Origin of the sequence: Martelella mediterranea DSM 17316, from assembly GCF_002043005.1 — a bacterium.
Classification (GTDB): domain Bacteria; phylum Pseudomonadota; class Alphaproteobacteria; order Rhizobiales; family Rhizobiaceae; genus Martelella; species Martelella mediterranea.
Map to the genome: position 1 here is coordinate 4,477,083 of NZ_CP020330.1, position 12,144 is coordinate 4,489,226.

Sequence of the window (12,144 nt, forward strand, 5' to 3'; positions counted from 1 at the left end):
CGCATGCCCGCCGATCCGTCCGAAAACAACAGTGCCGCCGACGGCACCGCCGCGCCGACCGGGCCGGACCGCGCAGATGCGCCCGAGGCGCGGGTGGATCCCGCCGTGCTGCAGACCAATGTGACCTGTTCGCGGGGCTTTCCGCAGTGGCTTGCCATGCACAATTGCGCGCTGGCGTTTACCTCCTACCAGACCGGCCAGCTTTTTCTTGTCGGCACGCTGCCCAACGGATCGCTCTCGCTGCACCAGCGCAATTTCGTCCGGGCCATGGGGTTGATCGGCGATGCCCAGCGCCTGCTGCTGGCCGGCCTTGCCCAGATCTGGCGTTTTGAGAACGTGCTGGCGCCCAACGAGCGCGCCAACGAGCATTTCGACAGGCTCTACGTGCCGCGCCGCGGCCAGACGGTGTCCGATCTCGATGTCCATGAGCTGGGCATCGACGCCGCCGGCCGGCTGCTTTTCGTCAACACCAAATATTCGTGTCTGGCGACCGACAGCGTCGCCCATTCGTTCAAGCCAGTCTGGCGCCCGCCCTTCATCTCCCGGCTGGCCCCGGAAGATCGCTGCCACCTGAACGGACTTGCGATGGAAAACGGCGTTCCGCGCTTTGTCACCTCGGTCTCGACCTCGGACATCGTCGACGGCTGGCGCGAGCATCGCCGCGATGGCGGCGTGGTCGTCGATATCGAAACGGACGAGATTGTCGCCGAAGGCCTGTCTATGCCGCATTCCCCGCGCCTGCACGACGGCGCGCTGTGGTTTCTCGATTCCGGCAATGGCTATCTCACCCGGCTGGACCTTGAAAGCAGGACGCGCGAGCGCGTCGCCTTCTGTCCCGGCTTCCTGCGTGGCCTGTCCTTCCATGACGGCCATGCCCTGGTCGGGCTTTCGCTGGCGCGGCGCGAGGGTGTGTTTTCCGGGCTCAATCTCCAGGACGAGCTGGAAAGCCGCAAGGCCGAGGCCTGGTGCGGGCTGCAGATCGTCAACACCGCCAATGGCGATATCGTGGAATGGCTGCGCCTCGAGGGCGGGATCAAGGAACTCTTCGACGTGCGGGTCCTGCCGGGCGTCCGCTGCCCGATGGCGCTGCCGACCTTCGGCCCCGAACTCGCCAGCTTCATCACCATCGAAGCCCCGGATCAGCCCTTGTCGGAACGCGGCTGGAAACCGGCCTGAAGAGCTCTAGAACCTTTCCGCATTTCACGGAAACGCGGAAAGGTTCTATCTCTTTGTTTTTACGCAATTCCGGACGGTGAACCGGTGTCCACTTCACCTGGAATTGCTATAAACCGTCGCCGGCAAAGGCCGAGCTTCCTTGAGATAACGCGGCACTAAAGCCTGCCTGTCGCTAACCGCGACGGTCTTTGCAAAGACCCGGCCGACGCCGAACAGGACCGGGTTGTCATGGCCGATTTCAGCCATGCCCTCGCCCAGACCCGCAAGCGTGCCGTGCCAGCGTCTTTCGTCCGGTCGGCTGATGTTGGAAGCGATCAGGACCGGGGTTTCCGGCGAAAGCCCTTCGGCGATCAGCCGTGTTGCGATTTCGCCGGCGGTGCGGCCGCCCATGTAGAACATCGTGGTCGTCGTCGGGTCGGCGATGGCGCGCCAGTCGATGTCTTGCGGCAGCGCACCCTTTTTCGAGTGCCCGGTGACGAAGCGGACAGACTGGGCGCAATCGCGGTGGGTGAGCGAGGTTGTCGTGCCGGCGGCGAGCGCGCTTGCGGCGGTGATGCCGGGGATGACGGAAACAGGAATGCCCGCTTCGCGAAGGGCTGAGATCTCCTCGCCGGACCGCCCGAAGACGGAAGGGTCGCCCGATTTCAGTCGCACGACGCGTTTTCCGGCCCGCGCCAGATCGAGCATCATCCGGTTGATGTCCTCCTGCCGGCAGCTTGTCCGTCCGCCGCGTTTTCCGACCAGCATGCGCTTCGCCTCGCGTCGCGCCAGTTCGAGGATTTCCGGCGCGATCAGGTCGTCGAACAGGATGACATCGGCCGATTGCAGCGCGCGCATGGCCTTCAGCGTCAGAAGCTCGGGATCGCCCGGCCCGGCGCCGACAAGCGTGACGCTGCCGGTTTGCGGAGAGGCCGCGACCTGCGTCGCGCGCGCCAGAAGCCGGTCGGCTGCACCATCATCAGGGCCGGAGATACCAGAAAAACTCAGGTCGACGAAATGCTCCCAGAAGGCCCGGCGCTGGCCGCCCGGCTTCAGTCTGGCATTCACCCCGTCACGCAAACCGGCAGCAAGCCCGGCCCAGTCTTTCAGAGATTTCGGCAGCAGCGTTTCGATCCGCCGCCGGATCGCCTGGCCCAGAATGGGGGCCGCGCCGTCGGTGGAAATGCCGACGACGACCGGCGAGCGGTTGACGATCGAGCCGAACTGGAAGTCGCAATAGTCCGGTTTGTCGATGACGTTGACCGGCACACCTTCCGCCTTCGCCCGCGCGCGGAAGGCCTGCGCTTCCTCCTCATCCACACAGTCTCCGAGCGCCAGCTCAAACGCCGTCCAATCGGCAGCCGACCAGTCCGCCCCGGAAAGGCGCACCCGACCATCGGCCTCCAGCGCAAGCAGCGCCGCGTCGGCGGCCTCGCGTCCCAGAAACGCCGTCACATCGGCACCCGTGGCGGCCATCAATTCGGCCTTCCAGGCAGCGGCATCACTGCCGCCAGCGACCAGTACCGCCTTGCCCTTCAGCCGGAAGAACAGCGGCAGGACGGCTAGGTCCTCCATGCGGGCGGGTGCTTTTGCGCGTCCGGTGGCCATGATCCACCTCCCCTATTCCGCCGCCATCGGCAGCGCGGAGAGCGCAATGAACAGCCGCCCGTCCTCGACCTGTATGGGATAGGTCTGCACCGCGCCCTCATCCGCCCCGAGCGCCGAACCGCTTTCCAGCGAAATCACCATATTATGCAAGGGGCAGGTCACGGCCCTTCCGTGCACAATACCCTCTGAAAGCGGGCCGTCCTTGTGCGGGCAACGGTCGTCGATGGCGAAGACCTCGTCTTCCGCCGTGCGGAACACCGCGATGCGGCCGAAAGCGGTGTTCACGCAGCGCGCGCCGCGCCGCGGGATATCTTCAATACGGCCGATAGCGATGAAATCGTTGCTCATGATGGGCTCCTCACTCCGCCGGCTCGGTCTGCCCGACCACGGCCATCGGCTTGAATTCGTGCTTGTCCTTGCCGGAGACGCGCTCCGACCACGGGTCGACCTGGGCATATTTCTGGCTTTCGACGAAGCGCTCGAAATAGGCCTTGCGCTTGTCCGCATCGTCCATGATCTGGGCGCGGACCTCGTCATAGCCGATGCGTTTTGCCCATTTGTAGATGCGCTCCAGATAGCGGCCCTGCTCGCGATACATCTGGGTGAGCGCCACGATGTGCTCCAGCGCCTCGTCCTCGGTCTTGACCATGCCGAGCACTTCCGTGCCCCGGATTTCCAGCCCGGCGGCGCCGGCGAAATGGATTTCGAAGCCACTATCGACGCAGATCACGCCGATATCCTTGCAGGTCGCCTCGGCGCAGTTGCGCGGACAGCCCGAAACGGCAAGCTTCAGCTTGGCCGGCGTCCACGAGCCCCACATGAACTTTTCGAGCCGAATGCCGAGCCCGGTGGAATCCTGGGTCCCGAACCGGCACCAGTCGCTGCCGACGCAGGTCTTCACCGTGCGCAAGCCCTTGGCATAGGCCTGGCCCGAGACGAAGCCCGCCTTGCCGAGATCGGCCCAGACCGCCGGCAGGTCCTCCTTCTTCACGCCCAGCATGTCGATGCGCTGGCCGCCGGTGCATTTGACGGTCGGGATCTCGTATTTGTCGACGACATCGGCAATCGCGCGCAGCTCCTTCGATGAGGTGACCCCGCCCCACATGCGCGGCACCACCGAATAGGTGCCGTCCTTCTGGATATTGGCGTGGACGCGCTCGTTGATGAAGCGTGACTGATAGTCGTCGGCATATTCGCCGGGCCAGTCGCAGACGAGATAGTAATTGAGCGCCGGACGGCATTTGGCGCAGCCGCAGGAGGTTTTCCATTCAAGCTCCTGCATCACGGCGGGGATGGTCTTCAACCCCTTGGCGCGGATCAGGCGCCGGACATCGTCATGGCCGAGATCGGTGCAGCCGCAAACCGGCTGGACGGCCGCAGGGTTATAGGCATCCCCCAGCGTCAGCGCCATCAGCTGCTCGACCAGCCCGGTGCAGGTGCCGCACGACGCCGAGGCCTTCGTGTGGGCGCGGACATCGTCGAGCGAGGTCAGGCCCTTGTCCTTGATCGCGGTGACGATCTTGCCCTTGCAGATACCGTTGCAGCCGCAGATTTCCGCATCATCCGGAAGCGCCGCGACGGCCGCCGCCGGATCGGCAGCGCCACCGCCCTGATAGGCCTGGCCGTAGATCAGCGTCTCGCGCATTTCCGAGACATCGGTTCCGCGCTTCAGCATTTCGAAATACCAGGCGCCATCGGCGGTGTCGCCGTAAAGCACGGCGCCGATCACGCGGTTGTCCTTCAGGATGACGCGCTTGTAGACGCCGCGCGTGGCATCGCGCAGCACCACCTCCTCGCGGTCCGGCCCCTCGGCGAAATCGCCGGCCGAAAACAGCTTGATGCCGGTGACCTTCAGCTTGGTGTTGACATGCGATCCCTTGTATTCGGCCGCGCCACCGGCAAGCCGGTCGGCAAGCACGATGGCGCTCTCATAGAGGGGCGCGACGAGACCGTAACAGACGCCGCGATGTTCAGCGCATTCGCCGAGCGCGAAGATCGAAGGATCGGAGGTCGCCATGCCGTCATCGACGACGATGCCGCGATTGGTTTCCAGTCCAGCATCCTTGGCGAGCGCCGCCGCCGGGCGGATGCCCACCGCCATCACCACCATGTCGGCGGAGATGATGCGGCCATCCTCCAGCTCGACGCCTTCGACTTTGCCGCTCCCGAGAATCTGTTTGGTATTGGCCTTGGTGATGATCTCGATGCCGCGATCGTCGAGCGCCTTTTCCAGCAGGTAGGCGGCTGCCGGATCGAGCTGGCGCTCCATGATCGTGTCCATCAGGTGCAGCACAGTGACGCTCATGCCGCGCTGCTTCAGCCCGTAGGCCGCTTCAAGCCCCAGAAGCCCGCCGCCGATGACGACCGCATGGCCCTGCCCTTCGGCGATCTTCAGCATCCGGTCAACGTCATCCAGATCGCGATAGGCCAGCACGCCCGGCAGATCGTGGCCCGGCACGGGGATGATGAAGGGCGAGGAACCGGTGGCGATCACCAGCCGGTCATAAGAGGCCGTTACGCCGTTTTCGGCGGTGACGGCCTTCGCCTCCCGGTCGATCTTCGCAACCTTCGCGCCGCGATGCAGCGTCACGCCGTGTTCCTCGTACCAGTCATCGCCATGGATGATGATGTCTTCATAGGTCTTTTCGCCCGAGAGCACGGGCGACAGCATGATGCGGTCGTAGTTCACCCGGGGTTCGGCGTTGAAGATGGTGACGTCATAGAGGCCGGGGGCGCGCTCGAACAGCTCTTCGAGCATGCGCCCGGGCGCCATGCCGTTTCCGATGATGACAAGTTTCTGGGCCATGATGTCTACTCCGCTGCGACGCGTTTGTTGCAGGTCTGCCGGCTGATGCGCTGGTCGCGCTTCTGCCTGATGGCGGCAAGCTGTTCCTCGGCGGGCGAGGCCCCGCCTTCATAGGCTTCGAGAAATTCCAGCAGTTCTTCGCGGTAGGCGTAATAATCCGGGTGGTCGAGCAGCGCTTTCCGAGAGCGCGGGCGCGGCAGGTCGACCTCCATGATATTGCCGATGCGGGCATTCGGCCCGTTCGACATCATCACCACCCGGTCGGCCAAGAGAATTGCCTCATCGACATCATGGGTCACGCAGATGGCGGTGACCTTGGTGCGCGACCAGACTTCCATCAGCACCTCCTGCAGCTCCCAGCGGGTCAGGCTGTCGAGCATGCCGAATGGCTCGTCGAGCAGCAGCAGCTTAGGCGACAGCGCGAAGGCGCGGGCAATGCCGACGCGTTGCTTCATGCCGTTCGACATGTCGGCCGCCGCACGGTTCATCGCATCGCCAAGACCGACGCGCTCGAGATAGTATCCGACGACATCGCGACGTTCGGCGGGGCTTGCCTTGGGATAGACCCGGTCAACGCCGAGCGCGACATTCTCGCGGGCCGTCAGCCAAGGCATCAGCGAGGGGGCCTGAAACACCACGGCACGATCCGGCCCGGCGCCGGAGATCTCGCGGCCATCGAGAATAATGCCCCCGGCATTGATCGGGTTCAGCCCCGCCGCCATCGACAGCACAGTCGACTTTCCGCAGCCGGAGTGGCCGATGATGGAAATGAACTCGCCCTTCTTCATCTTCAGGTCGAAGCCCTCGACGACGGTCAGCGGCCCCTTGGGCGTCGGATAGATCTTGGTGACGTTGGAGAATTCCACATAGCCGCTCTCGATGGGCGACTGCGCCTTTTCGCGATAGGCCGCCGGCAGCGGCTTCGAGGTCGATTTGAGCGAAATCGGAACGACATTGGGTAGCGTTTCCACCCGCGCGGTTTCAGGCTTGGCGCTAACGCCGACATCCATCAGATATTCGGTGACAGCCGAGCGTAGCCGGATGAAATCCGGGTCGGAATTCATCGCCGCGCGCTCGCGCGGCCGGGCAATGTTCACATCGAAGGAGGGACCGAAAGTGGCGTTGGGGCCGGGCGTCAGCGGCACGATCCGGTCTGCCAGAAGAATGGCCTCGTCGACATCATTGGTGACGAGAATGATGGTCTTCTTCTCTTTCTGCGAGATATCGGCGAGCTCGTCCTGCAGCTTGGCGCGGGTCAGCGCATCAAGTGCGGACAGCGGCTCGTCGAGCAGCAGCAGGTCCGGCTGCATGGCGAGCGCACGGGCGACCGAAACGCGCTGGCGCATACCGCCCGACAGTTCCGACGGCTTGCGGTCGCGGGCGTGTTTCAGGCCCACCATCGCCACATACCAGTCGACGAGTGCGGCCCGCTCCTTCGCCGGCTTTTGCCTATGCACGGCGTCGACGGCAAGTCGCACATTGGCCTCCACCGAAAGCCAGGGCATCAGCGCATAATTCTGGAACACGATGCCGCGCTTCGGCGACGGGCCTTCGACCGGTACGCCACGAAACAGGATTTCGCCGCTGTCCGGCTTATCGAGACCGGCGAGCATCGACATCAGCGTCGACTTGCCCGCGCCGGAAAAGCCGAGGATCGCGATGAATTCGCCCTCTTTGACATCGAGCGAGATGTCGGCGAGGACGTCATGGCGCTTCAGGCCTTCGCCGAAACCCTTGTTGACATCCTTGAGCTGAAGAATGGTCGACATCATGCCCTCCTTAGCGGTTCGCCGAATAGGTGAAGGCGGTCTGCAGCGCGAACATCACCCGGTCGAGGAAGAAGCCGATCAGGCCGATGGTGATCACCGCGACGATGATGCGGGCAAGCGAATCCGAGGAGCCGTTCTGGAACTCGTCCCAGACGAATTTGCCGAGGCCGGGGTTCTGAGCCAGCATTTCCGCGGCGATCAGCACCATCCAGCCCACACCGAGCGAAAGCCGCATGCCGGTGAAAATCAGCGGCAGCGAGGACGGCAGCACCAGCTTGCGGATCGTGGTCCAGGTGGAAAGCTGCAGCACCTTGCCGACATTGACGAGATCGCGGTCGATCGAGGCAACGCCAAGGGCCGTGTTGATGATCGTCGGCCAGATGGAACAGAGCGTCACCGTGATCGCCGAGATCACCATCGACTTCGGCAGAAGGTCGTTCTGGCTTTCGTAAAGCGCGGCCACCACCATGGTCACGATCGGCAACCAGGCGAGCGGCGAGACCGGCTTGAACAGCTGGATCAGCGGATTGATCGCGCCCTCGAAGGTCTTCGACAACCCGCAGGCGATGCCCACCGGAACGGCAATCACCGTGCCGATGAAGAAACCGAGCGCGACCGTCAGCAGCGAGGTCCAGATCTGGTCGAAATAGGTCGGCTTGCCGGTATAGGGCCGCACCTTCACCCGGTCGGCATAGCCTTCGGCGATCAACATCTGGTTGCGCTCATCCTGCCGGGCGTAAAATTCCTCGGCCTTCTGCCGTTCGGCGAAATGATCGTCCATCAGCACCTCGGCCTGCTGGAACACCGCCGCCGGGCCGGGGATCGCGCCGAGCGAGGTATGGACCTTCGGCGCCAGGAATGCCCAGGCCGCCAGAAAAGCGAGGATGCCGATCAGAGGAACGAGCAGCATCTGTTTCAAATCCGCCCATTGCTCGGACGGGGTATCGCCGGCGGCCAGCTTCATAAGCGGCACGACGAAGCCGAGGCCGAAGGGCGCGAGCACCTTGCCCGCCCGGTTGATCCGGGCGATGCGCCGTTCACGGCGGACGGCGATTTCGGGGTCCATCATTTCTGTGGCAATGGTCATAACGTCTGAGCCTTTCCTGTCCGTGCTGGTGTCAATCGCGCTCAGCGTCCGGCAATCTTGTTGCCGTCGATCACTTCATCGCCCTTCAGGCCGATGGGGAAGCTTTCGAGATAGGCGTTCGGATGGCGGCCGTCATAGGTCACGCCGTCGATGAACTCGTTTGTCGCGGGCTTGTAGCCGTCGGTGTCGAACGGGAAATCCGCTTCGGTGGCGTGGCCTTCGTCGATCAGCTGACGGGCGGCCTCCAGATAGATATCCGGCAGATAGACCGAGCGGGCGACCTCGTCATACCAGCCGTCTTCCTGCGGCTCGGCGATCTGGCCCCAGCGGCGCATCTGGGTGAGATACCAGACGGCATCGGAATAATAGGGATAAGTGGCGTAGTGGCGGAAGAAGACATTGAAGTCCGCAGCCGGACGCGTGTCGCCCTTCTCATACTCAAACGTGCCGGTCATCGAGTTGGCGATCACCTCGGCATCGGCCCCGACATATTCCGGCCGCGACAGGATCTCGACGGCCTCCTCGCGATTGGCATTGTCGTTCTCGTCCAGCCACATGGCCGCGCGGATCAGCGCCTTGGTCAGCCCCAGCGTCGTCTGCGGGTATTTCTGCGTGAATTCCTCGGTCAGGCCGAAGACCTTTTCCGGGTTGTTCTTCCAGATATCGTAGTCGGTGACGACCGGTACGCCGATGCCCTTGAACACGGCCGCCTGGTTCCAGGGTTCGCCGACGCAGTAACCGTCGATCGTTCCGGCTTCCATCGTCGCCGGCATCTGCGGCGGCGGGGTGACGGAGAGCAGAGCATCGGCCTGAATCTGGCCGGAGATATCGCCGGGCGAATAATAGCCGGGATTGATGCCGCCGGCCGCCAGCCAGTAGCGCAGCTCGTAATTATGGGTGGAGACCGGGAAGACCATGCCCATCTTGAACGGTTTGCCCTCGGCCTTGTAGGCCTCGACAACCGGCTTCAGCGCATCGGCCTTGATCGGATGTTCGGGCTTGCCATCCGGGCCGACAGGAATATTTTCCTTCATCCGGTCCCAGACCGCGTTCGACACCGTGATCGCATTGCCGTTGAGGTCCATCGAGAACGGGGTGACGATATGCGCCTCGGTGCCATAGCCGATGGTGGCCGCCAGCGGCTGGCCGGCCAGCATGTGGGCACCGTCCAGTTCGCCGGTGATCACCCGGTCGAGCAGCACCTTCCAGTTCGCCTGCGCCTCGAGCGTGACATAAAGCCCCTCATCCTCGAAGAAATGCATCTCCTTGGCGATCGCCAGCGGCGCCATGTCGGTCAGCTTGATGAAGCCGATGGTCAGTTCGTCCTTTTCCGGAAACAGCATTTCGGCATGGGCGGCCGTGACCGCGAAGGTCAGCGAACAGAGCATGGTGGCAGAGCAAAGGAAATGGCGCATGGCGTTCTCCTGATGGATGGGGAAGATCGAAAAAACGAAAAAAGCCGCCTAACGGTCATCGGGCCAGTTGTGGCGCGAATGCGTTGGCGGCGTTGCCTGGCACCCTCCATTGGGCGCCGAATTCTTGAGACTTATGGAAACACACAATGTCTCCTCATACAAGCGGCATCGGCGGATTTTTGCATAAAAAATATATGAATCGAAATTCGGATTAAAATTTATGCAAATGCACCCAGGAAGCGCACAAAATACGGGCTTGGCTCCGCTTGTTGACAGACCTATCCCTTCTACGGACGTCATCCTCGGGCTTGTCCCGAGGATCTAACCACAGTACCGCACGAGCGGCGTTGGCGTTTCGTAATGGACTGTATTCAAACAGACTTTTCATCCGACACGCCTGTCGCGTTGAGACGTGCTTAGATGCTCGGGACAGGCCCGAGCATGACGGAGGTGGCTGGCGCGGGCTTTGTCAGCAGTCTGCTCAGACAGCCCCCTTCTGCTGTTCGATATAAGCGCCGACCTGATCGGGATCGAAGGTCTGACCGTCGAAAAAGCCGTCGGGACCGAGGATGAGGCCGCCGGCGCTCGCCCCCACCGGCGTCGGCGCCTTGAGCGCGCCCTCCACCTTGAGGCTCGCGCCCGGCAGCGGTGTGTGCAGCGGCTGCAGCGCCTTGCGGTAGATATCCGGCCGGTAGCTCATTTTCGCGATCTCGGCGTTTTCGGCGGAGTGATCGCAAAGCCCCCAGCGCACGATCTGGCTGTAGAACCACAGCGCATGGCTCTGCCACGGGAAGGTCGCGGCCTTGGCGGATGTCAGGAAGAAATCCTCGACCGTGGTTTCCGCCTTTTCGCTGATCGCCAGCGTGCCGGAGAACAGCGGCTCGAGCATCGCCCGGTCGACATCGAGATGGCCCGGTTCGGCGAGGATCGCGGCCAGTTCCGGGTGGTTTTCCGGTTCGGCCGCCCATTGCGAGGCCCGGTAAAGGCCGCGCAGCAGCGCCGCCACGGTCTCCTCGTTGGCCTCCACGAAATCGGCGGGCAGCGCCAGCACCTTTTCCGGGCTGGAGCGCCAGATCTTCGCCTTGACGGTGACGATCCTCGCCGCGCCGCGCCGCGCGGCAATCGTGTTCCACGGTTCACCGGCGCAGTAACCGTCGATCCGCCCGGCCTCCACCGCATCCGGCATGAAGGGCGGCGGCAGCACCACGATTTCGATATCGCGATCGGGGTCGATGCCGTTGGCCGCGAGCCAGTAGCGCAGTTCGAGATTGTGCCCGGAAAACACGTAGACGACCCCGAAGCGCAGCGGCGGCAGGCCCTCAGCTCTTCTCACCGCAATCACCCGTTTCAGCGCCGCACCCGCTTTGGCCGGGTCAAGATCGCTCTCATCGCCCTCCGCCTCCATCGCAGCACCGAGCGCCGCCGAAACCGTCACCGCATTGCCGCCAAGCCCGAGCGCGATCGGCGCCACCAGTTTCGGTGCCAGCGGAAACAGGCCGAGATTGGCCGCGATCGGCATCGGCGCCAGCACATGGGCGGCCTGCAGGCTGCCGACCGCGAGCCGGTCGCGGATCGCGCTCCACGAGGTTTCCCGCGTGAGGCGGACCTTGAGCCCTTCCTCGATGAAAAAGCCCTTGGCCTCCGCCGCCAGAACGATGGCGCTGTCGAGAAGCGGCACAAATCCGATTGAAAGGTCCTGCATCTCTATCTCTCCAGCATCTCGAACGTCATGATCAGGCTTTGCGCCACATCGACAATCTTGCGGTTCTGATCCATCGCCGTGCGCCTCATGAGCGCATAGGCCTTTTCCTCATCCATGCCGCGCGATTTCATCAAAAGCGCCTTGGCGCGGTCGACCACCTTGCGGTTCTCAAGCTGGCTCTTCGCCGCCTCCAGCTCCTGCGCCATGCGCGAAAACGCGTTGAACCGCGAAATCGCCATATCGAGGATCGGCTTGACCCGCTCCTGCTTCAGCCCGTCGACGACATAGGCCGAGACCCCGGCCTCGACGGCCGCATGGATGGTTTCGGCATCGGAGCGATCGACAAACATCGCGATCGGCTTTTTTACCGTGCGCGACAGCACGAACAGGCTTTCGAGCATGTCTCGATTGGGGTTTTCGATGTCGATCACGATCACATCGGGCGACAGGCGCTCGATCGTGCGGGCAACGCCGACCAGTTCTTCCACCACGGTGACATTATGATGGCCGGCCTTGAGCAGGCCGTCCCGGATAATGGCGGCGCGGATCGCGTTTTCATCGATGACAAGGATCGCGAGATCACTGGTGTTCATGAGGCGGCT

9 protein-coding genes are annotated in these 12,144 nt (G+C 63.4%); 1 reads left to right on the forward strand and 8 read right to left on the reverse strand.

Annotated elements, in window-relative coordinates:
• Nucleotides 1-3 precede the first annotated feature (3 nt).
• The gene (locus Mame_RS20860; protein ID WP_018064480.1) at nt 4-1,176 is read left to right on the forward strand and encodes a TIGR03032 family protein; all 1,173 of its coding nucleotides are present in this window, start codon (nt 4-6) and stop codon (nt 1,174-1,176) included.
• A gap of 93 nt (nt 1,177-1,269) precedes the next feature.
• Here Mame_RS20860 and cysG read toward each other — a convergent pair whose 3' ends face one another.
• The 8 genes from cysG to Mame_RS20900 form a co-directional block, all read right to left on the reverse strand.
• The gene (cysG, locus tag Mame_RS20865) at nt 1,270-2,763 is read right to left on the reverse strand and encodes a siroheme synthase CysG (protein ID WP_235726808.1); all 1,494 of its coding nucleotides are present in this window, start codon (nt 2,761-2,763) and stop codon (nt 1,270-1,272) included.
• A gap of 12 nt (nt 2,764-2,775) precedes the next feature.
• Nucleotides 2,776-3,111, reverse strand: a complete 336-nt coding sequence (gene nirD, locus Mame_RS20870) for a nitrite reductase small subunit NirD (protein ID WP_018064478.1) — start codon at nt 3,109-3,111, stop codon at nt 2,776-2,778.
• Nucleotides 3,112-3,121: 10 nt separating this feature from the next.
• A complete protein-coding gene (gene nirB, locus Mame_RS20875) occupies nt 3,122-5,569 on the reverse strand; it encodes a nitrite reductase large subunit NirB (RefSeq protein ID WP_018064477.1) in 2,448 nt (815 codons plus the stop codon).
• A 5-nt stretch (nt 5,570-5,574) separates the two neighbouring features.
• Nucleotides 5,575-7,341 carry an ABC transporter ATP-binding protein gene (locus Mame_RS20880; RefSeq protein WP_018064476.1) on the reverse strand — a complete coding sequence of 589 codons (1,767 nt, stop codon included), beginning with the start codon at nt 7,339-7,341 and terminating at the stop codon, nt 5,575-5,577.
• A 7-nt stretch (nt 7,342-7,348) separates the two neighbouring features.
• Nucleotides 7,349-8,425, reverse strand: coding sequence for an ABC transporter permease (locus Mame_RS20885; protein WP_018064475.1), 1,077 nt, complete (start codon nt 8,423-8,425; stop codon nt 7,349-7,351).
• Nucleotides 8,426-8,466: 41 nt separating this feature from the next.
• Nucleotides 8,467-9,840 carry a CmpA/NrtA family ABC transporter substrate-binding protein gene (locus tag Mame_RS20890; protein ID WP_018064474.1) on the reverse strand — a complete coding sequence of 458 codons (1,374 nt, stop codon included), beginning with the start codon at nt 9,838-9,840 and terminating at the stop codon, nt 8,467-8,469.
• 481 nt (nt 9,841-10,321) lie between these two features.
• Nucleotides 10,322-11,542 (reverse strand): CmpA/NrtA family ABC transporter substrate-binding protein, encoded by a 1,221-nt coding sequence (locus Mame_RS20895; protein WP_018064473.1) that lies wholly within the window; start codon nt 11,540-11,542, stop codon nt 10,322-10,324.
• A gap of 2 nt (nt 11,543-11,544) precedes the next feature.
• Nucleotides 11,545-12,135, reverse strand: a complete 591-nt coding sequence (locus Mame_RS20900; protein ID WP_018064472.1) for an ANTAR domain-containing response regulator — start codon at nt 12,133-12,135, stop codon at nt 11,545-11,547.
• Nucleotides 12,136-12,144 lie beyond the last annotated feature (9 nt).

What these genes read in the sequence shown, in the direction of transcription:
- Mame_RS20860 (WP_018064480.1), top strand. Translation starts at nt 4, where the DNA reads ATGCCCGCCGATCCGTCCGAAAACAACAGTGCCGCCGACGGCACCGCC.
- cysG (WP_235726808.1), bottom strand. Translation starts at nt 2,763, where the DNA reads ATGGCCACCGGACGCGCAAAAGCACCCGCCCGCATGGAGGACCTAGCC.
- nirD (WP_018064478.1), bottom strand. Translation starts at nt 3,111, where the DNA reads ATGAGCAACGATTTCATCGCTATCGGCCGTATTGAAGATATCCCGCGG.
- nirB (WP_018064477.1), bottom strand. Translation starts at nt 5,569, where the DNA reads ATGGCCCAGAAACTTGTCATCATCGGAAACGGCATGGCGCCCGGGCGC.
- Mame_RS20880 (WP_018064476.1), bottom strand. Translation starts at nt 7,341, where the DNA reads ATGATGTCGACCATTCTTCAGCTCAAGGATGTCAACAAGGGTTTCGGC.
- Mame_RS20885 (WP_018064475.1), bottom strand. Translation starts at nt 8,425, where the DNA reads ATGACCATTGCCACAGAAATGATGGACCCCGAAATCGCCGTCCGCCGT.
- Mame_RS20890 (WP_018064474.1), bottom strand. Translation starts at nt 9,840, where the DNA reads ATGCGCCATTTCCTTTGCTCTGCCACCATGCTCTGTTCGCTGACCTTC.
- Mame_RS20895 (WP_018064473.1), bottom strand. Translation starts at nt 11,542, where the DNA reads ATGCAGGACCTTTCAATCGGATTTGTGCCGCTTCTCGACAGCGCCATC.
- Mame_RS20900 (WP_018064472.1), bottom strand. Translation starts at nt 12,135, where the DNA reads ATGAACACCAGTGATCTCGCGATCCTTGTCATCGATGAAAACGCGATC.